Here is a 22,710-nt window from a genome sequence, read left to right as displayed (position 1 = left end):
TATGTGTGTATTATTTAGCCGTAATGGTGACAGTGGTTTGGGCGTTGTATTCTGAAGCGAACAGTTGATCACTATTCGGCGTCCAGGTGGAGCGAATCGTTAAGGTTGCATCACCATTGTCATCTGTATTTTGGTTTTCAATAAGCTCTGGGCCACTGTAATTGTTGAAGCCGTTGCCATTGAGTTCATAGGCGAATTGATGGGTCGCGGTCAGGTTGGTTGCCCCCCCTGTTGGCGGCGTGTAGGTAGCGCTGTCTACACTGAAGTTGATATCGACGGTGGTGGCATTACAGTCAAACTTCGCTGTATCGCTGGCTTGAAGCTGGGAAACATTGGGCTCACTGCCTGTTTTGATATAGGGGGTGGCTGTTTCCCGGAAGCGAATCACATTATCGAGTACACAACTAGGGCTGACTGTATTACTGATCGTGGTAGTTTCATTAGCAATAGTGCCCCCACCAACCGGGGTTGCATCAACTTCAAACTGGGTGGTGTAGGTGCCAGCGGCAAATTCGGAGGCGCTCCCCTGGAGGGCAAAGCGGGATTGGATATTGACGGTGAGCGTTCCGGTACCATCGAGGGAGAGATTTTCGCCTTTACCACCAGCAGTTGACACGACTAAATTGGTTGAGCCACTGGTATTAACGGTGGTTTGAGTATCGACCAGATTCGTAAAGGAACCACCCGAACCAATCGAAATCGTATGAGTAACACCATTCGGAGAACCGAGATCCAGATTAGCCGGGCCAGCGGTTGGTGCAGTGAGCGGCAGTAGCGTCACATCTAGATCAACATTGCTGAGGTTGCTTCCTCCGGTCGTGCCATCATCGGTACAGCGAAATGTCACGGCGTAGCTTTCGGTTTGGGTTGTGCTGGTGACATCGTAGCTGAGAGGGGAAGAGGGGACATTCGTCGTAAAGCATCCTGGGGTTTGGGCGGAGGCTTGCTTTGTTTGGAATCCCCCCAAAAACAGAGAGAGGAAGATGATCTGAAACCACCACTTGGGAGATGGAACGGCTTGAGAATTCATTACCTGAAGTGTGATCCGATGACGTTATTGCTTGATATTTTAGAAGCTACCGGAAAAAACAGATTTAGTTCAATGTGCAAAAGTGAGGCTAGTTTCCCCCAAGAAATGAGAGGAAACTTTTCTGATACAACAAAACAATCAAGGAAAGATTAGAAACTACTGTGCGGTGATGTCTACAGTCACAGATGCAGAGTAAGCACCAGCGACTAACTCATCAGCAGTCGTAGACCAAGCCGAAGCAATTACAAGACTAATATCTCCATTTGCATCAGTAATTTCACCAGTAAGATTATTACCTGAGCCATCACTAAATGCAGTTGCTCCTGCACCATTAATACTCTGAGTGAAAGTATGAGAAACACTGCTTTCGAGGGTGTCAGCGCCAGTATTCGTGCTAGTAGGTGAGGTGGCAGTAATGTTAGTGAGTGAAATATTCACTGTTTCACTGTTACAGTCAAAGTCGATTTGGTCACTTGCGGATAGTCCGGTATTTTCAAGAACCGTCACGTTGTCTGGTGTGTAATCAACAGCCGTTGCATCAAAGCCTGCACTCGTCTTGATAGCACATTGAGCATCGACTGTTCCGGAGAAAGATGCCACATCATTAGCATCCGTTGGATCAGCATAAGCTGACAGCATTGTGAAGTTAGCAGCGGTAATGGCTGAGACAAAGATCGTACCACCAACAATAAGCTTGGCAGATTTGGTGCTAAAAACGTTGTAGAATTTCATGGCTTTTCCTCAGTTTTAAAACAAAAAACTTTTGACCTGTAAAGCATTTTTGAATTTGAGGCAGTGATCGTCTGGCTTGACAAATTTCTTTTTGCTTTATACTCCTAATCATACCCAAAAGAGATCCAAAACCTAATAGCAAAAAAACAAAAATACAAAAGTTCACAAAGTCCATTGTTTTCAGGTAAAAACACAAGAAAAGGCAGTTATTTTCACTGATTTATATTTTTTAAAAGATATTAACTACACCTAAGTACAGTGGTTTTAAGGGCGTTTTTAGGTATTTTTACGGTTAAAATAGTACCAGGCAAGAATGCCTAGTTGATATTACGGATATCAAGTTAAATGGATTAAATATTTTGTATTTGCACACAAAATCGTCGGCAAAAATCGAGCAATTTGTGGGTTGCTTTTGATTTTTTTTACCACAAAGAGGGCATCTTCTTGATCAAAAAAAGACACCTGAGTCAGTTTCTTTTAAAGAAGTTCTCTAAAAAAATAAACTTTGTCTTATTTGGTTTTTTGAATCTTGTTGGGTCAGTTGGAACAACAACTGGCCGATAACAGCGCAGAAAAAATGTTTTTGTTAACGACAAGCTCTAGCGGCGATCGCCTTTTTTTAAGAGCTACTTTTGCTAGTAAGTATATGTACTTTATTTTTTCATTACAAAAAGATGGTTTTTCTTTACTGTTCTTTCATCATATCTGCATTTCTTAACGATGTCTATCTAGCGATCTGCCTTTGGACAGATGACGCACCCAGGATTACAAAATTTAATTGTCAGCCTTTGGCAGCAGATGTCTTTGGCTGAGCCGATCCAGGGTTAAGATTCGTCTTAAAACAAGGCTAAACCTATTTTGTGGTACTCATTAAGCGATCGCCAGCAGTTTTCGTCAAATATGTCCAAGTCCCCAACAGCCACCCACCCACCAGAAAAGGTGCAATGACGGCGGTTACTACACTTTTTGCGGCCTCGATTAAATCGCAGGAATCAAAATAGTTTGCAAGAGTTCCTCTACCCGTTGGCGGAGTTTGCGGTTGTGGGGGTCAGCCAGGAGTGCTTTGTGGAGATAGGTGCGGGCTTTGTGGTGCTGCCCCTGTTGGAGTAAATGGCGGCCCCAACTGAGGTAGGTAATCCCTTGCCATTGGCGCACCTCTAGATCCTGGGGGAGCCGCTGGGCTAGACCTTCCATTAAGGCGATCGCCCTAGCATAGCGCTGTTGTTGTAGGCAGTCCTGGAGCCGTTGGTAGCTCTGCCACTTCAGCCGCTGATCTAGAGGAGAAAGGATCGCCTTCCCCGTGGGCTGCTGTGGTTCCGGGGATGGGAGCCAAGTTTGTTTGTCCGGAGAACGGTGGATTTCTGCTAGGACTTTGTAGGCTTGGGTAATCTGGATGAATTTGTATTCCGCTTGGCGATCGCCACGATTTACATCCGGGTGACATTGCCGCGCCAAACGACGATAGGCCGCCTTTACTGCTTCCAGCTCTGCATCAACCCGTAACCCTAAAATTTTGTAGCACTCAAGGAGATTCATCGATGGTTGTTATCTGGAAGGAGGCGAAATTTAACCCAAGGATACCCCAAAAAAATCCTGTCAGCGTGATTCCTTTGGCGAAACCCCAACAACACCGCTATGATCCTCTGAAAATGTCCTCACAACTCCCCCTCACCCGAAAACATTCAATGTCTGCCCCGCTCCAAATCACCATTAAGCTCTTCGCAATCTACCAGGAAACCTACGGCACCGAAGTTTTACATTGGCAAGTTGCCCCTGGCAGCACAGTTATGGACGTTTTCCAGCGCATTCTCAGTGAATATCCCAGTTTGGCAGAATGGCAGGCCGTCACCCGCTTTGGCGTGAATTTAGAATTTGTCTCCCCGGAAACAGTGCTCCAGGAGGGCGATGAAGTGGTTCTGATTCCTCCCGTCAGTGGTGGTTGATTTTTTGAGCGCACCACCCGCTGGAAAAAATTCCACTACAATACAAAGCGACTTTTGTTCTGTCCTTTAAGTCCATTACCGTTAGTTCGTTGGTGCCGCCGATGATTATGCACGTTGCCAATCTCCGCCAAAATTACACCAAAGCGGGTCTCCATGAAGATGATGTGAGCGATGACCCCATGGTGCAATTTGCCACTTGGTTTCAGCAGGCAACGGAAACCGAAGAAATTCGTGAGCCCAATGCGATGGTTCTCAGCTCCGTCGGCCCTGACGGGAAACCCAGTTCGCGGGTTGTGCTTTTAAAAGATTTTAGTGACGCTGGATTAACTTTTTTTACCAACTACACCAGCCAAAAGGGTTTGGAACTAACAGGAACCCAATATGCGGCTTTGGTATTTTGGTGGGAACCCCTAGAAAGACAAGTACGCATCGAAGGCACCGTCGAAAAACTGCCTCCTGAACGCTCCGATGAATATTTCGCCAGCCGCCCCCGTAAATCCCAAATTGGGGCCTGGGCCTCTACCCAAAGTCAGGCGATCGCCAATCGGGAAGTCCTCGAACAGCGCTTCAAAGACCTCGAAGCCGAGTACGCCGATAAAGAGATTCCCCGGCCAGACCATTGGGGCGGCTTTTTGGTGAAGCCCGAAAAAATTGAATTTTGGCAAGGACGTCCCAGTCGGCTCCATGACCGGCTTGTGTTTACCTTACAAGGCGATCGCACCTGGCAACGGCAACGCTTAGCGCCGTAAATTTTAGCTCCGCAACCCGAAGCAGCCTAAGATTTGTACTGTGTAATTTAGCGGAACTCAGTACATGAAAAGCCTTTGGAATGATCAAGAAGCAGCCACCTACCAGGGGGATTTGGCCCTGCGGGTTTACACGTCGCGTTTGTTAGGGCGAGATCCCTCTTTGGTACTCCATGGCGGTGGTAATACCTCCGTCAAGGTTACAGAAACGAACCTGGTCGGCGAAACCGAAGAAATCCTCTACGTCAAAGGGAGCGGTTGGGATTTGGCGACCATCGAAGCAGCCGGTTTTGCCCCGGTGCGGATGCAGCATTTGTTGAAATTGGCTCAGTTACCCAGCCTAAGTGACCCCCAGATGGTCAACGAACTAAAGACCCAAATGACCGTCGCCACCGCCCCGACTCCCTCGGTGGAAACGATTTTGCACGCGATCTTGCCCTACAAATACGTCGATCACACCCATGCCGACGCGATTGTGACGATTACCAACACACCGGAGGGACTGGATCGCATCAAGGAAATTTATGGCGATCGCCTGGTGATTATTCCCTATATCATGCCGGGGTTTGACCTCGCTCGCCTTTGTGCCGAAAAATTTGCCGCCGCCGCCCACGCCCAAACCGAGGGGATGATTTTGTTAAACCACGGGATTTTCTCCTTTGGGGCGACGGCCAAAGAATCCTACGAGCGGATGATTGCCCTCGTCCAGGAAGCAGAAACCTATCTCCAGCAGCAAGGGGCTTGGCAGATTCCCCAACGTTCTGTAAAAACCAGTGACACTCCCATCGCCGAAACCCTAGCGCAGCTCCGTTACGACGTTTCCCAGGTGGCAGGTTTCCCCGTGATTCTTAAAGGTGATCACCGCCCGGAAATTTTGAACTTTACCCAACGGGAAGACTTAGGGCGCATTTCCCAACAAAATCCCGCCACCCCTGATCATGTGATCCGCACCAAACCTGTGCCCCTAATTGGTCGCGATGTGCAAGGGTTCGCCGCCGCTTACAAAGCCTATTTTGCCAGCCAAGCGCCCCAGGCCAAGGAACCCAAAACCATGCTCGATCCAGCCCCCAGGGTAATTCTCGATCCGGAACTCGGTTTAATTACCATTGGTCAAACAGCAAAAGCCGCAAACATCGTTGCAGATATTTATCGCCACACCATCGAAATTATTTCCCGCGCTGAACAGCTCAGTCGTTACCAAGCCCTTTCTCAAAAGGACATTTTTGACATGGAATATTGGGATCTAGAGCAAGCCAAACTAAAAAAAGGGGGCAATCCACCAGAATTCACCGGCGAAATTGCCCTGGTGACGGGGGCCGCCTCTGGCATTGGCAAAGCCTGCGTTGAATCTCTCCTCAAACGAGGTGCTGCAGTGGTAGCTCTGGATATCAACCCCGCCATCGAAACCCTCTGCGATCGCCCCGATTTTTTTGGCCTGACTTGCGATCTCACCGACGAAACCCAAATTAAAAACGCCTTAGAGCAAGCAGTCCAATATTTTGGTGGTCTGGACATGGTAATTCTTAACGCCGGGATTTTCCCCCCCAGCCAGGCGATCGCCAATCTCTCCACCGACCACTGGCGACAGGTACTCGACATTAATCTCGACAGCAATTTGGTTCTGCTGCGGGAATGCCATCCTTTTCTGAAACTGGCACCGAAAGGGGGCCGGGTCGCGATCATTGGCTCGAAAAATGTTGCTGCCCCAGGTCAAGGGGTGGCTGCCTATTCCGTTTCCAAAGCGGCCCTCAACCAACTGGCACGGGTGGCCGCCCTCGAATGGGGTTCAGACGGGATTCGGATCAATACCGTCCATCCCAATGCCGTTTTCGATACAGGAATTTGGACACCTGAAGTGCTCGAAAAACGCGCCAAAGCCTACGGCCTGACCATTGAAGATTACAAGAAAAACAATCTCCTCCAGGTGGAAATCACTAGCCAGGACGTCGCCGAATGTGCCGTAACCCTTTGCAGTGATCTATTCGCTAAAACAACCGCCGCCCAAATTCCCCTTGATGGCGGTAACGAGCGCGTCATCTAAATATAAACAAAGTCCCCCTTCCGAAGGGGGAGCTAGGGGGATGTCACTTCCGCAGAGGGAGCTAGGGGGATGTTATTTACATAATGCCAACAAAATGGAGCGGGCCTTGGCCACTAATCAACTCCAACAACAACGCCAAAAAGCCGATCATGGCGAGGCGGCCATTTAAAACCTCGGCGCTGGTATTCATGCCCCAGGACAATTCTTGGGGATACATTTTCATATTTTCTTTGGGGTGGGTGACCTGACCAAAGGTGCGAGGACATTGTTCGAGGGAATCGGTGACCAAGTTCGCCAAGGATTCGATGAACAATGGATGGGTATTCAGAGCCGGAACGCGGCGGAAATTTTCAATGCCAGCTTCCTCGGCAACTTCCCGATACTCAATATCGATTTCCTGGAGGGTTTCGATGTGCTCAGACACAAAACTAATGGGAATCACCACCAAATCCTTCACGCCTTTTTCGCCCAGGGCAATGAGGGAATCTTCGGTGTAGGGTTGGAGCCATTCTACGGGGCCAACACGACTTTGGTAGGCCAGGGTGTAGTCATTGGGACGACCAAGGGCTTCCATGATTAACTTGGTGCATTCTTCGATTTCCCGTTGGTAAGGATCCCCTGCCTCTTCGACATAGCTTTGGGGGACGCCATGGGCACTAAAGAAAATATGGGCCTGGTCTGGGTTTTCAAATTGATCCAGCTCTTGGCGAATGAGATCGACCATCGCAGCAATGTATTGGGGATGGTCATACCAGGAGGGAATGAGGGTGTAATCGAGTTGATTGAGGTCTTTGTCGGTGCGCCACATTTCTTCGAGCACCCGGAAGCTAGACCCGCTAGTGCTGATGGAAAACTGGGGATAAAGGGGCAATACCACAAGCTGATCAAGGTTATCTTGTTTAATTTCGGCGATCGCCTCTTCGGTGAAGGGGTGCCAGTAGCGCATCCCCACATAAACTTTGACCTCTTGACCCCACTCCGCCAACTTTTGGGCGAGGGCTGTCCCCTGGGCCTCGGTGATTTGTCGGAGGGGCGAACCACCGCCAATTTCTTTATAGTTTTCTTGGGATTTGCCGGCCCGGAGCGTGGAAATGAGCCAAGCAAGCGGCTTTTGCATCCATGGCGCGGGTAAACGAATAATTTCGGGGTCAGCAAACAAATTAAATAAAAAAGGACGGACATCCTCTAATTTGTCTGGCCCACCTAGGTTAAGTAATAAGACCCCAACACGACCCATAGCTGATACAAATTAAATTTACTGGTATTTTCTTTAAGTTATTGTAACAATATATCTCTTTGGGACGGCGTGCCTGTCGTGGTGGCTACAAGAAAGTCGAAAAAGTTTACATTTCACCACTTTATTTTTCAGGTTTTCGGCAAGCCCAAGTAGTGTCTTTCTAAACAACTCGCTTGAGGCCTTCAGCGGAGAAGCGATGGACCTGTTCGGCTCTTTGGGGACGCCCGAGAAAATATCCTTGGGCAATGTCGCACCCCATTTCTTTGAGTAAATCCAGGATGGCCTGATTCTCGACCCCTTCTGCCACCACTTCTAGGCCGAGGCTGTGGGCTAAATTAATCGTCGAGCGGACAATCACCAGGCTTTGTTCGTTGGTGAGCATATCCACCACAAAGGATTGATCAATTTTTAGGGCATGAACCGGAAACCGCTGTAGATAACTCAGAGAAGAATATCCGGTACCAAAGTCATCAATGGATAAATGCACCCCCAGATTAGCGAAGCATTGTAATAGCTCTAGGGCATAGCGCGGGTCACTCATGAGGGCGGTTTCTGTAATTTCGAGTTCAACCTGTGCAGGGATGATTTCATATTGCTGGAGGAGCGACTCAAAGGTGGTCAGGCAGTTTGGATCGAGCAAGCTACAGGCCGATAGATTAAGGGCGATCGCCAAATCAAGGCCTTGGTTTTGCCAGGCTTTTTTTTGTTGGAAAGCTTCTTCCCAAATCCAGTAGGTCAGCGCGTGGATTGCATCACTTTGTTCCGCGAGGGGGACAAATTCAGCGGGGGAAATAAGCCCAAACGTAGGGTGGTGCCAACGGGCCAAAGCCTCTACGCCGATCAGTCTTTTTTGCCGGAGATCAAACTTCGGTTGGTAGCATAAAAAGAATTGTTGGCGGGCGCTCGGTTTCCCGAGGCTAGAGAGAATGGCGAGGCGACGCGGGGTGTAGTGGTCAATATCTTCGTGGTAAATCTCATAGGCTGTACGTTTTTGTTTTGCCGCATACATCGCCACTTCGGCACTGCGGAGGGCGGCGTGGCTGTCTGTCCCGTGGTTGGGGAACATCGCAATCCCCAGGCTCGCCGTAATGTGAATCACATTGCCCGCCGTGACAAAGGGTTGTTGGATCGCTGCCTGCAAAATATCGGCCAATTCCACCGCATGCTGACAGGCTTCTTCCCATTCACTGTGCATCATCGGACAGGCAACGGCGAATTCATCTCCCCCCAAACGACAGACAATCCCCTGGTAGGGACTGAGGGCCGAGAGTAAGCGCAGGGCAATCTGTTGCAGAAAGGTATTCCCAAGCTTGTGGCCCAGGGTGTCATTGAGATCCTTGAAACGGTCTAGGTCAATCAGCATCACAATGATTAACTCGTACCCCAAGGAGGGAGTATTTAACCACTCCTGAATTGTGTCGTGGAATAGATTGCGATTGCCGATGGTCGTCAAACTATCGTAGCGGGCTTGGTAGCGCAGTTCTTTGAAATGGTGCGCATTGGCGATCGCCAAAGAAATCGACTGACCCAGGGCGCGGAGGGTATCAATTTCATAGGAAGCTAAGGTTTTATCCTCTTGGAATAGCATCAACAGCAAGCCAAACTGTTGTTCATGGAAAATCAAAGGAATCGTTAAAACCTTTGCCGCATTGCTCAGGGCAACACTTTGGGGACTGAGATCATCACAAAAACAAGCTAACTCCGCAGCGTCTAAAATTTGGAGCGTTTTATCCTGCAAAGCATAGCGAAAAAGACGATGGCTGGCGGTGAGTTGATTGAGGGCAACGCGCCTTTCCGACGAAAAACCCGCATGGCTCTGGAGCTTGAGTAGGCCATCCTCAAAAGTTGCACCTTCTAATAAATAAAAACCAATACAAGTTTCTGCATAATATTGATGTAGCGTTGTCGTGGTTTCCCGGGCGATATCTTCAATTTCTAGGGAGCCATGTAACCGCTGGGTAAGGGCATGGGCCAAGGTCAAGAAGCAATTGTGCATCTGCAAAGACCGTTGGGAACGTCGCAGTTCCGCTTCGACCTGTTTGAGGGCAGAAATATCAATGGCAATGCCCGTAAATCCCGAAGCATTTTGATCGAGATCAAGCTCAACCCGCGACGCAAAGCCATATAACCTTAACGTGTTGCCCTGTTTTGTCCGGACTCGAAATTCCCCTTCTGCATAGCCTTGACTAAAAACTTCTAGTAACTGTTGCTGCACAAACTCTCGATCTTCAGGCACAACTGTCTCAATCGCCTTGAGGTGAGACATTTCTGCATCACTAAAACCGAGCACTTCTTGATAAAAACGATTCCAACGGATAAAGTTGCCCGCACCATCACAGACGAACAACGCGCCTTGGAGACTATTAAATAATCCTTGGAGAATATTGCGTTCGGATTCTAAGGCTTCACTGGTCTGTCTGTAGGCAGAGGCCCGCCGCTGGAACGTCGTTAAAGTTGGCAACCACCGCACCAGTCCAACGCCAACGAAGATCAGCCCAACACCTTCACTAATAAATCGCTCACCGAACTGCCAGACCGTTCCTAAAGATTGCCACTGGGTACCGAGGTATTGGGAGAATTGCAAAAAAGATAACCAACGCCCTAAAGCTAACAGGATGCAACCAAAAATAATGTAGCGATAGTCCTGTTGCCGCATCGCGATTTTTTGATCATGTTTTACGAGGACATAGACAATGCCCGTTAACATTAAAGCGGCACATAGGGCAGCAAGGGACTGGTACATAGATATGGCTAGAGCGGTAAGAAATGGTGTCGGAAAAAAGCTGCAATCTAAATGTATTTTATCGGTGAAAAACTTCTCAAATTATAGAATTGCTTACAGGTTAACTGAGCTTAACTAAACCTCTTCTGAGTTAGGGACATGGGCCTAGGGTTCAAGGAGATGCCGGGGCATAACAATTAAGGTTGTGCCTTCCCGACGCAGCACATAAACGGTCTGATGGGGATCAATGGTGACGGTTTCGTCGGCGCAGCGGGCGCGCCAGGAGTTGCCTTCGTACAAAACGCGGCCAGCTTCACCGGGGGCGATCGCCGTTAGGGTTTCGGCATCGGCAGCATCACTGATGGTCCGCATGGAAGTTTTGGGGGTAAAAAAACGGCGGGAACTCACAATGGCGATGGTCGAAAACAGCAGCCATAGAAAAATTTGTATATTCGGATTCAGGCTCGGAATGAGATACACAATGACAGCCACGGCCACGGCCCCAAGCCCTAGCATAAACTCCATGAAGGCGGTGGGAAAAATAAACTCTAGGGAGCAAAGCACCGCGCCAATAATTAACCAGATCATTAAAGGATTGAGCATTCACCGAGACCCTAATACTGGGGATTTTTCGCCATATAATTTCGATCAGGGATGGCCTCCGTCTGTCAGCACCATTGACCGCTGACTTCATCATAGCTTGACTACTGGGCCTGGGCTGTTTGTGCGCTGTACTGTTTTTTAAAGTTTATGTCTATTACTCTTCCTTATCTCCGAGCATCGGGTTCCTTGGCGTTAACCTTTCAGGCAGCGGATCTTGTTGGCGATCGCTACTGGGTGGTTGCGCCGCAAATTTGGCAAGACACCAAGCCCGAAGCACCACCGGACTGCACAGCCCCCAATGACCTGGCCGAATGCTATGGCAAATTATATTCCCGTCAACTGCACCTGCCCCGCGTTTACGATATTTTATCTCTCCCGGAAGGAGAAATTTTACTCCTCGACAACATCCCAATTAACAATCAAGGGGAACTGCTGCCTGCCCTAGGATCGGTCTGGGCAGATGCTTCTCCCCTGCAACAGTTAAATTGGCTGTGGCAAATGCTCGATCTTTGGGAAGATTTAGCGGTCGTGGCCATGGGTACCAGTCTTTTACCATTAGAAAATATCCGGGTCGATGGTTGGCGACTCCGACTGATGGAATTATTGGCCGATCCCCCTGGTGAGCCTGTAACCTTAGGGGCCTTAGCAACTCCCTGGCGATCGCTCTTATCCGAAAGCGCGCCACCACTCCAAGAACTGCTGACGGAAATGATTGAGAGCTTCAACGATCCGAATGCCGATCTAGAGATCATTTTGCCCCGGTTAAATCAACTCCTTTTAGAGCAGTCTAGCCAGCAACATCTGCAAATGGCGATCGCCAGTGCCACCGATCAGGGAAAACTCCCTACAAGCAACCAAGATGCCCACTACCCTACAACCCAGGATTTAGCCGCTCCCCCTACGGCAACCCTAGCCTTGAGTGATCATTTATTAATGGTGTGTGACGGCGTTGAAGGCCATGGCCAAGGTGAAGTAGCGAGTCAGTTGGCAATTCAGTCCCTTAAGTTGCAACTGACAGGTTTCTTCCAAGGGCTATTTGATACCGATGAAGTGGTGCCCCCGGCGGTCATCGAACAACAGCTAGCGGCCTACATTCGCATTACAAATAACTTGATCGCCGAACGTAACGATCAAGAAGGACGCACAGGGGGCGATCGCATGGCCACTACTCTAACCCTTGCCCTCCAGGTACCCCAAAGACCCAAGGCCGACGAACTCCAGGATAGCCACAGCCACGAACTCTACATTGCCCAGGTGGGGGACAGCCGGGCCTATTGGATCACTAAAGATCAATGCGTTTGCTTAACGGTGGATGATGATGTGCTCAGTCGGGAAGTCCAGGCGGGCCGGGCTATTTATCGTCAAGGGTTACAGCGCCCCGATCACATGGCCCTCACCCAAGCCTTAGGGATTAAAGGGGGCGATCGCCTCCATCCTGTGATTCGCCGCTTCGTGTTTGCTGAAGATGGGGTGTTGGTGGTCTGTTCCGACGGCCTGAGTGACCATGGATTTTTAGAGTCCCATTGGCAGACCTTCGCCCCGGTGATGATCCAGGGTCATTTGCCCCCGGCAGCCCTGCTCCAGAGCTTGATTGAGAAGGCGATCGCCAAAAATCCTGGGGACAATATTACGGCGGCGATCGCCTTCTACCGCTTCACAACGGACACCTTCACCCAGGCCCCGGAACTTGAAACGGCTCCCGCCCCTGAAGACTTTGAGCCGGAATTTGTCCCCCCAGATCTGGCCCTAGATACAACCCTTGAGGCGGAACTGGCGTCGGAACCAGAAGCGGAAAACAGTCTGTCCCAGTTCACCTTAATTTTGGTGAGTTTAGTGGCGATTCTTCTGATGTTAGTCCTGGCGGCCTTTGGTTTGAACTGGCTGTTAAACCGTGAACCTCTACCGACGCAACCGGATGATCCGAATCTTGAAACCCCTACAAACGTAGAGTAGTACGCAGGAAATAAGCAATTTTTTCGGCACTTTCTGGCATCCCTAAAGCGGCGACATTGGCGGCGATCGCCTCCCGTTTCCCCGGTGCTTCCAATAGACCCAAGACCATCGCCGTGAGGGATTCAGGGGTTAATTCAGCCTGGGGTGCTAACAGTGCGGCTTCGTGTTTCGCAAAAACCTGGGCATTGAGGGTTTGGTGATCCTCGGCGGCGTAGGGATAGGGAATCAGAATGGCCGGCGTTTTGGTAATGGTTAATTCCGTCAGGGCGCTGGCCCCGGAGCGACTAATCACCACGTCCGCCCGTTGCAGGAGGGGAGCAATATTCTCAACAAAGGGTAAGGTGAGATAGTTTTCGGCTTGGAACTGACTAACATCAGGGTCGTTTTTCCCGGTGATATGAACGATCGAGGCTCCGGCTTCGAGCCAGCGGCCCGCACATTGACGCACCAATTGATTTATCCCCACGGCCCCCTGAGAGCCTCCCATCGCCAAAATCAAAGGGCGATCGCCTGGAAGATCCAACTCTAGGGGTTGGGGCGTGAGAAATTCGGCTCGCACTGGGGTACCGAGGTGAATGGTTTTTGCCTTGGGTAAATATTGGGCCGACTCCTGAAAGCCTACAATCACAGCAGTGGCATATTGCCCCAACAGGCGGGTCACTTTACCGGGAAGTACATTGGACTCGTGGAGGATCACCGGAATTCGTCGCAGTCGCGCCGCCAGGATTGCCGGAGCGGCAATATATCCCCCGGTGGTAAAGACAAGATCAATCTGGCGATCGCCTAAAATTTTGTAGGTTTGAAAAATAGACGCGAGCAACTGCAAACCATTGGCTAGCTTTTGAAGGGGGTTGCCCTGGAGTCCCTTGGCCGTGACCGCATGGCGGCGATATTGATTAGGCACTAAATCCGTTTCGAGGCGATCGCGCACCCCCAGCCATTCAATCTCACAGTCCGTTAATTTTTCTGCCACCGCCAGGGCCGGAAAGAGATGTCCCCCGGTGCCACTGGCCGCCATCAAGATTCGGGTCACTGCCTTTGCCACAATTTCAGTCGTTTTTCGTCTCAGGTTCTAGAATAGATTACACGTTCCGATCAACTGATGGGAACTTGTCCGTTTGAAGGAGTGATGGAAAATTTATGGGCTACTGGCAATCTTGGCAACGGTTTTTTGGCATGGCGATCGCCACGGGAGTTTTGACCTTGGGATTTGGTTTACGCAGCGAGGCCCGCACTCCGGCCACTGCCCCAGCCTCCCTTACGGATCTTTTGGTAGACATTGACCAAGCTGCCAATGACCAGCAATTAGAGCAACTCTTAAATTTCTACGGTGAGAATTTCACCCATAGCGACGGGCTAACTAAGACTGATCTACAGGATTTGTTAACCCAACTCTGGGAAGAATATCCCCGCCTAAGCTACAACACCAAGCTGCTCAATTGGGAGCAAACGGGCGATCGCCTTGTGGCCGAAACCGAAACCCAAGTGCGGGGCCTCAAGAAACAAGCAGGTCGCTGGGTGCACTACGAAAGTAAAATCCGTTCCCAACAGACATTCCAAGGGGACAAACTCATTAGCCAAGATATTTTGTCCGAAGCGTCAACCCTCACCAGTGGTGACAATCCCCCGGCCCTCAAGGTTCTCATTCCAGAAACCGTCGCCCCTGCCGCTGATTTTGGCTTTGATGTGATTGTGCAGGATCCATTGGGGGAAGAGATTTTATTGGGTGGTGCCCTCGAAGAACCGATTACTAGCAGCACCTACACGAATCCAGAGGCTTTTGATCTGAATATCCTCCCTGCTGGTGGCATTTTTAAACGGGTAGAAGCCCCCACCGAAGCGGGAGATATGTGGTACTCGGCCCTGGTGGTACGCAGTGATGGCATGGTGCTCACCACCCACCGGGTCAAGGTTGAAGATGCGCCTCTCCAGGCTAACGGTCTATAGTTTGTCCGGCTAATTTTGTTTGAGTGAAATCTCTAAATAGCGTCAATTACCGCTCCGTGTTCAATGTTTGAGAACGCTACTGGGGCGGTTTTTGGTCTTTGGTCGGGTCTAGGTCGGGGGAATACCCATCTTCGGGGTGGCTTTGTTTCATGAAGTAATAGCCCACCGTCAGGGAAAGAATAATTGCGGCAATGCCAAATAAACTCACGCTATCGGTAGTTTTGATGTCTAGGATAATTACCTTCCGGGCGATCGCAATAATGGCGACGGATAAAACCACCTCAAAATGGGGGCGTCCCTTGGAGAGATAGGTGTTGATAATGCTCTCTAGGAGTTCGATGCCGATGATGATCAGCATAAAGAGACTAAAAACTTCTAGCAGTTGGTCAGCGTTTAACAACAGTATCGGGGGGGCGGCGATACTTTGGAACAGGAACCAACCAAAATCTAGGGTTGCTAAGCCAATGGCGATCGCCATCATCGCCAGCAAGATTTGAATCATTAATTTTTCGTAGCGTTTAAAGAGCTTGAGCATTGAGTCCCTGGGGCTAGATTGGTGTTCTGATACAAAAGGATTCCCAGGGAAACATTGTAGTATGCGGCCTTCTTAGGAAAAATAGGCCAGGGTGACGCCAGCCCCCCCTTCTTTCTGATCGGCGAGTTCGTAGCGCTGAATTTGGGGATGATATTTCAAAAACTCGTGGACGCCTTCCCGGAGCTTGCCGGTACCTTTGCCGTGGATAATCCAAATGACCTGGGAACCCGCAGCGGTGGCATTGGCGATCGCCTGTTCGAGGCTACTTTCTGCTTGGTGCATCCGTTGTCCCCGGATATCGATGGTGTTGCGTGTAGTTCGCACCGTCACGGTTTCGGGTGTTTTTGCTTTGGGAGTGGCTTGTTTTTTCGGGGTTTTTGGCTTGGGCTCTGCTTCGACTTTTTGGCCCTGGAGTGATTCAATTTCTGTCCAATCGAGGGACATTTTCATCACCCCAAAACGGGCAACAAGGGTTTTATTTTCAGGGTCTAGTTCGATGACCTCGGCGGTTTGCCCCAGTTTAGAAATGCGAATTTTTTCCCCCAGTTGTGGTTGATAACCCGGTTTTTTCCGTTTGGGTTGACTCACTTTGCTCGCAGCAATGTCCCCCAGGGCTTCGGTGGCGGCCTGGGCTTTTTGGGCGGTGGGCTGACCCTTTTGTAGAGTACGAATTACCTGGGCAATCTCGGCTTTGGCTTCGGCGATCGCCGCTTGTACCTGTTGGTCTTGGGCAAGTTTGAGTTCTGCTTCCCGGCGTTGGAGATCGGCGGCCTTGCCAGAAACTTCCGTATAGAAACGTTCGGTCTGTTTGAGGAGAGCTTCGGCTTCCTTTGCTTTTTGTTCCTGTTCCCGCCGCTGGGCTTCAAGGGCCGCAATCACCTCGTTAACATTAGTATTGGTATTCCCCAACAGATCCTGGGCCGTTTCCACAATCTCCGCATCTAGGCCCAAACGCTTGGCGATCGCCAAGGCATTGGAACGTCCCGGAATCCCCCAAAGTAACTTGTAAGTGGGCCGAAGGGAATATTCATCAAATTCTACCGAGGCATTTTCAAAGCGCTCATCTTCATACTTCAGGGCCTTTAGTTCGCCATAATGGGTGGTGGCCACCGTGAGCTGGGTCTGGTCTGCTAAATATTTCAACAGGGCGATTGCTAGGGCACTACCTTCGGTGGGATCGGTTCCGGCCCCCACTTCATCGAGGAGCACAAGATTATTCTGATTGTCCTGGTCTAAAGCTTCAATAATGCGACCCACACGGCGAATATGACCGGAAAAGGTCGATAAACTCTGCTGCAGAGATTGTTCATCACCGATATCAGCTAAAATCTGGTCAAACCAAGGGATTTCCACTGGGGCGATCGCCGGAATAAACAAACCCACTTTCGCCATGAGCGCAGCCATTCCCAGAGTCTTCAAGGTGACAGTTTTGCCGCCAGTATTGGGGCCTGTGATTGCCACAACGCGGATTTCTGGGCGGATTTGCACATTGATCGGCATCACTTCCAGGCTTTCTTCTTGTTTCTCTTGCCACACCAGCAAAGGATGGCGCAACTGCCGCAGTATCGTCGGTTGATCGGGGGCGATAAATTTGGGCGGGTGCCCCTCGAGCCAAAGGCTATAGCGGGCACGGGTCATGGCCAGATCGAGGGTGGTGACGATCGCCAAGAGTTTTTCGAGATCTTCGACGACCTCAGCTACTTTTTCGGTGAGCTGACGCAGGACAATTTCAATTTCCCGCTCCTCTTGTTTCACCGCCTGACGGAGGCGATTGCCCAACTCCACAATCCCTTTCGGTTCGATGTAAAGGGTCGAGCCCGTACTGGAAATATCGTGGACGATGCCAGGAATCTGTTCCTTTTGTCCTGCTTTGACGGGTAACACAAAGCGATCGCCCCGTTGGGTAATGACCGCTTCTTGGATTGAGCCGCTGTGCCGCTGCATGATCCGCTGCAAAGTTTGGTAAATCTGCTCCCTAGCCCCTTTGATTTTGACGCGAATCCCTTCGAGTTTGGGACTAGCTCGGTCTGTGACATCCCCCCGGTCATCGATGCAATGGTGAATGTCTTGTTCTAATTCTGGGTAGGTGCGCACCTGCTCCACCAGGCGGCTTAATTGGGGGAGTTCTAGTTCGGCATTTTCCACTAAGCGCCGTAGTCGCCTTACCCCAGCTAAGGTGGTGGCAATGAGCAATAAATCTTTGCCAGTGATCAGCCCGCCCACGGTCGCCCGCACTCAGTAAAAATTTACTGGCGTCTGCATCAACAAAAATATCATCGCCAACGTCATCTGCTTGGTCAATGGCATAAACAAGGGACGTTCCTAAAGTAAAGCCAGTATTTTTATCCGCAGAAGTAAACGTCTTGGCAACTTCACCCCAAACCTGACTGTAGTAGTCTCGGTCAGGATTAATGTAACCAATCAAACCAGTAAAAGCTCGCACGCCTCTTTCAGGGTTGAGATACTGATAGTCAGCCCCTGCATAGGAACGAAACTTTTGCCCTGATTCACCTTCGGTGTAATCCCAAAGCAGTCCAGTATAGTATCGCTTTTGGTTACGGGCATCAACTTTAGTTCCTGTGAAGCTGATATGGGGAATGTAGTTTGTCAGTTCACGATATACAACAGTATTGGGGGCGATCGCATCTCTCTCAAAGAAGTCAATACCAATCTGGGTGTATGCATTGGGGACATCATTAAAGTCAATATCGACAATGTCTTCAACTTCACCAAATTCGTCTAGAAATACCCCAAAAACATCGATATTGATGTCTGTATTCCCTGAACCGGCTTCTTCAAAAGCAGAATTTGTCAAGCGTGGTGCAGAAATGTTTCTGAAGAGACTACCATCCTCAGTAACTCTAAAACTACGCTCAATGACAGGCGATAAACCAAGCCAGATCCCGTTGTAGCGGCCAACTGGAATGTCTGATAATTCACGCTCTTCACCCGGTGCTAAAGGAGGAACACTTTCTGCTCTAGCAATACCCGCGTGATACCAGGCAAAGCTATTCGCTGGAATTCTTGCTGCATCAGCTGCTCTGAATAAGTTGGTATTAATGTTGGGATTGTAAGGCTTCTCAGTCCCTTCTAAGGTGGGTTCAGCATCAGGCAACCAAATACTCGCAAGTTGAGCAACAATATCTAACTCGACACTTTCATCATTGGGGATAATATTAAGTGCCCGGACGGTGCGACCTAAAACAGCTTCTTCGCTGTTTTGCTTAATAACTTGGCGGACATTGGCGAGTTTAGTTGTTACCACATAATCAATTTCTTCAGATCTTCTAGTAAATCGATTACGTTCTGTATTTTCTGCAAAACCAGAGTTGCGTACGTCAAGATCTACACCCAGTTGCTTTTCTCCTGGTTCCAAGGTTTCTTCCGAGCCAATAAAAAAGTCAGTGCCTTCTGCTTGAATACGACCAAGTAGTGACCCTTCAATAGGATCTCCATTAGCATCGGAGGCAGGAACGACCTCTCCAAATTGATATGCCTCTAAACCTCCCCCTTGAAAACTTTCAAAATCTTCTCCAGCAAGAATATCAACTGGAATTAAGTTGGTCGGCTCTGTGTCTTCATAGACGAGTTTGATAGGGGGAATATAGCTACAAACAGCACCGTCTTCTAGCGCCTCTGGGCTTTGTTCATCGAGGGGGACTAGATCACAAGAACCAGTTAAGCTAAGTCTCAACCGGAAACCTTGTATGGTAATGGGCACCTCTAGAGTTGTTGTCACTTCCCTCAACTGCTGAGCCGTTTTAACCTGGAGGAAGTTACCGTAAAATTCTGTCGTTAAAACATTATCCTCTACTGTTGCACCGATCCCAGACCCCAAATTTTGCAGAATTTCAAACCCAGTATCACGAACAGTAAAGTCTCCACTGAGAATATTCGTCGAAACCTCCAAATCCGAAAGATGAGAGACCGGCATGGTATCCAAATAAACAGTGGAATAGCGCGGATTTAAAGACCGTAATTGACTTTCGGAAATGACTTGTACACCAGTGTCTTCATCTTGATCGTCTGATTCAGAAAGAATATCTTCTAGCTCTTGCTCTGGATCTTCTTCTCCGGCGATAGTCTCGTCATCAACTTCTGCGTCTGGCGATACTTCGTCTGGCTCAGAGAGCAGTTGCTCTAATTGTTCATCAACATTTCTAATATTAGAAGGGGAGCCAGGCTCTGAAACACTCGTATCTTCGACACCACCAGTGACTCCTGGTAACGAGGATTGGCCTGTCGATGAAGCACCACTACCAGATTGAGCAATCAAACTTGTCTGCTGTCGAGTTTCAAACTCAGGGACTGACTGAGGTTTGACGCGTCTTTTGTTTTCTTGTCTTTCTATGACCGGGCTGGAGTCTGAGAGAAGATGCTCTGCCGGATTCGCTGAAGCCGCGAAGATAGGGCCACAAGATAGAAGGATCGCAGTATAGACTACTGCCCTAGTACCTTTGACTTGTTTTAAATTCTTGAAGTTCATACCCACACACCAAAATTATGCTTCTATTTTACGTAGACTTCCCGAAAAATCCGAGAGAATCCAAACTTATTTAACAAGTGAAACAATATTCTTCACATATTAGATGAGCTACTTTATTTTTCAATCACTCTTCATCAAAAATTCAAGACGATCGGAAATCTACCCTTAGACTGATTGCTTTTTATTTATTTGGCAAAATAGTTGATTTGAGGTGGTGAATAGCTAGATAAACTAGGCTCTTGATTACTATTTGTTATGAAAAGTCCAAATCCCATCAATATCTTTGTCTCAACACTTTGATTTCGTGCCTAGATGGGCATGAAATTCTGTTCTGTAAATTATCGTGATAATCTGTAATTATCCTTGATGTTTCTTGATTTAAAGACAATTCGCTCATAGTCCCACAAAACATCTATGAGTTTAGGCGATCGCCTTGGCTATGGCATCGTCGAGTTTGACAATGGTGAAGGTGCACCGCGCAACATTCCCTCTGTGCTGAGATCTTCATCAAGTTCCTCCCAGTGGATTCCATAGCCACCACCACAAAGCTCCCAATTAAGAAGCTGGTTTTCAGTCGCATTGAGGAGTTTCGGATACCAAGCTAAGGGAACAGTGATTATTCGCCCATCCATCAAGGCAACACTAATCGTTTCCATTGTAAAGCTGACATCTTTAACTCGTTCATCTGCCTGAATCGCCAAAATACCCATACCACGCCTCCAATAATATTTTTTGATGTTCTTCCACTATTTTGTACAGTTTGCGTAGCTCTTTGGCACTAAAACCGATATTTTTTCCAAGACTAACTGGCTCTAACCAAAACTTAGCTGACACAGCATCGCGGTCAATGTGGATATGAGGTGGCTCATTCGGTTCATGACTGAAAAAGTACAGACGATATGGGCCAATCCTTAAAACAGTAGGCATCGTTTTTGTTTAAGTTTTTAACTGGGGGCGATCGCCTTTTTGATGATGACCGCCCCTGATCGCCTATTCTCCAAGAATTACTTTGGCCTCGGCGATCGCCTTTATTCTTTATTCCGTCTCTATTCCGTCGGTGCCGACAACAACTTCCCAACGGTGCGATTTTCTGGGGTGAAGGTTTCCTGAGCAACCCGTTGCACATCCTCTGCGGTAATCGCAGCAATGCGGTCTAGCTCTGTGAACAACTCCCGCCAGTCTCCCGTTTGCACTTCATAGGTCGCCAGTAGGCGGGCCATACCCATATTGGAATCTAGCGATCGCAACAGACTGGCCCGGGCTTGGGTTTTTACCCGCTCTAGCTCCTCAGGGCTCACTGGCTCTGTTTTCAAGCGTTCCAATTCCGCCGCAAAGGCCGCAGCCACATCATCTACGGTTTTTCCGGGAGCTGTGAGGGCATAAAGCAACATAATATTCGGATATTTTTCGCCGGGAAAACCATTAAACCCTTCCGCATTCAGGGCCACCTGTTGTTCTTCCACGAGGGACTTGTACAAACGGGACGTGCGACCATTGCTGAGAATCGAAGCGATAATTTGGTACACCACATAGTCTGGATCCGTTAACTGGGGCGCATGGTAGCCTTCCAAGTACCATGGTTGGCTGGGGAGTTCGAGGGTGACAGAACGGGTTTCTGTTTGGGGCGGCTCCACAGGAAGCGGCGGTTCCTCCAAGGCTGCAGCTTTGGGGAAACGACCAAAGTAAACCTCTGCCATGGCTTTGACCTGGGTGGGGTCTACATCTCCCACGATGGCGATGGTGAGGTTATCGGGGGTGTAGTGTTCCGCAAAGAAATCCTTAATATCTTGGCGAGTCAGGTTACGGATATCTTCGTCATAACCGATCACCGGACGACGGTAGGGGTGAGTCGAAAAGGCCGTATCAAGAAAGACTTCGACCATTTTGCCGATGGGGGAATTATCCGTGCGCATCCGCCGTTCTTCGAGGATCACCTCCCGCTCCTTATAAAATTCCCGGAAAACAGGATCTAAAAAGCGTTCCGACTCGAGGGACATCCACAATTCCAATTTGTTGCTAGGGAAACTGTAAAAGTATTGGGTATAGTCGGCGGACGTGGCGGCATTTAACCCAACCCCCCCAGCGGCTTCAACCACTTGGCCAAAGGCATTTTGGATGACATATTCGTTGGCTTCTGCTTGCACCTGCTGAAATTCGGTTTCAAGGGTCTCGAACTGGGCCATGTCGCCAGCTTCCTTGGCCTGCTGCATTTGGTCAAAGAGTCGATCAAGGCGATCTAATAGGACTTGTTCGGCCTCGTAGTTGGTGGTGCCGAGGTTTGTGCTGCCCTTAAAGGCGAGGTGTTCGAGGAAGTGGGCCACCCCTGTTTTGCCGTCGGGTTCATCGACGCCGCCCACATCAGCATAGGTGACAAAGGAAACGACGGGGGCGCTCCGGTCTTCGAGCACGATAAATTGCAGGCCATTGTCGAGGGTAAATTCGGTGATATTTTCAATGACTTGGTCGAGGTAGGGTTGAATCGAGGGGGTCACACCAGGAACCTGGGCCCAACTGATGGCGGGGGAAAGTTGCCAACTGATCACGGCGATTAAGCAACTGGCGAGTAATCTACGACGGAACAACCCTTTAAACATGGAGATTTTTGGTGATGATCTTGAAGAAAATATTCTCGTCCTATTCTAAAGGAAAGTTTTTGGAATGCCCGACGGGTTAGATCGGAAAATAGCGGCATTGATCCCCTGAAAACCGGAGAAATGGGCGACTCCTTGGCAAAT

The 22,710-nt window shown here is 49.3% G+C and carries 17 protein-coding genes; 5 read left to right on the top strand and 12 right to left on the bottom strand.

The window, feature by feature from the left end:
* Positions 1-10: 10 nt before the first annotated feature.
* From AWQ23_RS12935 to AWQ23_RS12925, 3 genes are all read right to left on the bottom strand, one after another.
* Positions 11-1,030: a hypothetical protein gene (locus AWQ23_RS12935; protein ID WP_062436030.1), complete on the bottom strand. Its 1,020-nt coding sequence runs from the start codon at positions 1,028-1,030 to the stop codon at positions 11-13.
* 156 nt (positions 1,031-1,186) lie between these two features.
* The gene (locus tag AWQ23_RS12930; RefSeq protein ID WP_062436028.1) at positions 1,187-1,762 is read right to left on the bottom strand and encodes a hypothetical protein; all 576 of its coding nucleotides are present in this window, start codon (positions 1,760-1,762) and stop codon (positions 1,187-1,189) included.
* A gap of 978 nt (positions 1,763-2,740) precedes the next feature.
* Positions 2,741-3,298 (bottom strand): J domain-containing protein, encoded by a 558-nt coding sequence (locus AWQ23_RS12925; RefSeq protein WP_062436026.1) that lies wholly within the window; start codon positions 3,296-3,298, stop codon positions 2,741-2,743.
* A 149-nt stretch (positions 3,299-3,447) separates the two neighbouring features.
* On the opposite strand from AWQ23_RS12925, the gene AWQ23_RS12920 reads away from it, so the two are divergent.
* The 3 genes from AWQ23_RS12920 (at position 3,448) to AWQ23_RS12910 (ending at position 6,492) form a co-directional block, all read left to right on the top strand.
* Complete coding sequence (locus tag AWQ23_RS12920; RefSeq protein WP_062436694.1) at positions 3,448-3,705, top strand: MoaD/ThiS family protein; 258 nt, start codon at positions 3,448-3,450, stop codon at positions 3,703-3,705.
* Between the two features lie 101 nt (positions 3,706-3,806).
* Positions 3,807-4,454: a pyridoxamine 5'-phosphate oxidase gene (gene pdxH / locus AWQ23_RS12915; RefSeq protein WP_062436025.1), complete on the top strand. Its 648-nt coding sequence runs from the start codon at positions 3,807-3,809 to the stop codon at positions 4,452-4,454.
* 64 nt (positions 4,455-4,518) lie between these two features.
* Positions 4,519-6,492, top strand: a complete 1,974-nt coding sequence (locus AWQ23_RS12910; RefSeq protein ID WP_062436023.1) for a bifunctional aldolase/short-chain dehydrogenase — start codon at positions 4,519-4,521, stop codon at positions 6,490-6,492.
* A 76-nt stretch (positions 6,493-6,568) separates the two neighbouring features.
* Here the strand turns inward: AWQ23_RS12910 and hemH are convergent, their stop codons facing one another.
* From hemH to AWQ23_RS12895, 3 genes are all read right to left on the bottom strand, one after another.
* Positions 6,569-7,729 carry a ferrochelatase gene (gene hemH / locus AWQ23_RS12905; protein WP_030007947.1) on the bottom strand — a complete coding sequence of 387 codons (1,161 nt, stop codon included), beginning with the start codon at positions 7,727-7,729 and terminating at the stop codon, positions 6,569-6,571.
* Between the two features lie 160 nt (positions 7,730-7,889).
* Positions 7,890-10,472 (bottom strand): EAL domain-containing protein, encoded by a 2,583-nt coding sequence (locus tag AWQ23_RS12900; protein ID WP_062436021.1) that lies wholly within the window; start codon positions 10,470-10,472, stop codon positions 7,890-7,892.
* Positions 10,473-10,616: 144 nt separating this feature from the next.
* Positions 10,617-11,054, bottom strand: coding sequence for an NfeD family protein (locus AWQ23_RS12895; protein WP_062436019.1), 438 nt, complete (start codon positions 11,052-11,054; stop codon positions 10,617-10,619).
* A 147-nt stretch (positions 11,055-11,201) separates the two neighbouring features.
* Here AWQ23_RS12895 and AWQ23_RS12890 point away from each other — a divergent pair, with 147 nt between their 5' ends.
* On the top strand, positions 11,202-13,007 hold the full coding sequence (locus tag AWQ23_RS12890; RefSeq protein ID WP_062436016.1) for a protein phosphatase 2C domain-containing protein: 1,806 nt from the start codon (positions 11,202-11,204) through the stop codon (positions 13,005-13,007).
* Here AWQ23_RS12890 and murG read toward each other — a convergent pair.
* Complete coding sequence (murG, locus tag AWQ23_RS12885; protein ID WP_062436014.1) at positions 12,991-14,040, bottom strand: undecaprenyldiphospho-muramoylpentapeptide beta-N-acetylglucosaminyltransferase; 1,050 nt, start codon at positions 14,038-14,040, stop codon at positions 12,991-12,993. The two genes, AWQ23_RS12890 and murG, sit on opposite strands and share 17 nt — an antisense overlap.
* Before the next feature lie 107 nt (positions 14,041-14,147).
* Between murG and AWQ23_RS12880 the strand changes: the two genes are divergently transcribed.
* Positions 14,148-14,954, top strand: a complete 807-nt coding sequence (locus AWQ23_RS12880; RefSeq protein ID WP_062436012.1) for a hypothetical protein — start codon at positions 14,148-14,150, stop codon at positions 14,952-14,954.
* Between the two features lie 76 nt (positions 14,955-15,030).
* Here the strand turns inward: AWQ23_RS12880 and AWQ23_RS12875 are convergent, their stop codons facing one another.
* The 5 genes from AWQ23_RS12875 to AWQ23_RS12860 form a co-directional block, all read right to left on the bottom strand.
* Positions 15,031-15,489 carry a phosphate-starvation-inducible PsiE family protein gene (locus AWQ23_RS12875; RefSeq protein WP_030007941.1) on the bottom strand — a complete coding sequence of 153 codons (459 nt, stop codon included), beginning with the start codon at positions 15,487-15,489 and terminating at the stop codon, positions 15,031-15,033.
* Between the two features lie 72 nt (positions 15,490-15,561).
* The gene (locus AWQ23_RS12870) at positions 15,562-17,724 is read right to left on the bottom strand and encodes an endonuclease MutS2 (protein ID WP_397428305.1); all 2,163 of its coding nucleotides are present in this window, start codon (positions 17,722-17,724) and stop codon (positions 15,562-15,564) included.
* 2,688 nt (positions 17,725-20,412) lie between these two features.
* Positions 20,413-20,685 carry a DUF2442 domain-containing protein gene (locus AWQ23_RS12865; RefSeq protein WP_062436010.1) on the bottom strand — a complete coding sequence of 91 codons (273 nt, stop codon included), beginning with the start codon at positions 20,683-20,685 and terminating at the stop codon, positions 20,413-20,415.
* Positions 20,657-20,902, bottom strand: a complete 246-nt coding sequence (locus AWQ23_RS15795) for a DUF4160 domain-containing protein (protein WP_071884936.1) — start codon at positions 20,900-20,902, stop codon at positions 20,657-20,659. The genes AWQ23_RS12865 and AWQ23_RS15795 overlap by 29 nt, the downstream gene beginning before the upstream one ends.
* Positions 20,903-21,021: 119 nt before the next feature.
* Positions 21,022-22,569: a pitrilysin family protein gene (locus AWQ23_RS12860; protein WP_030007808.1), complete on the bottom strand. Its 1,548-nt coding sequence runs from the start codon at positions 22,567-22,569 to the stop codon at positions 21,022-21,024.
* Positions 22,570-22,710 lie beyond the last annotated feature (141 nt).

The sequence above is a fragment of the Picosynechococcus sp. PCC 73109 genome, from assembly GCF_001521855.1.
In the GTDB taxonomy this organism is placed as follows: domain Bacteria; phylum Cyanobacteriota; class Cyanobacteriia; order Cyanobacteriales; family MRBY01; genus MRBY01.
Note: the sequence above shows the minus strand (reverse complement) of the source record. Positions and strands in the feature narration are given on the sequence as shown.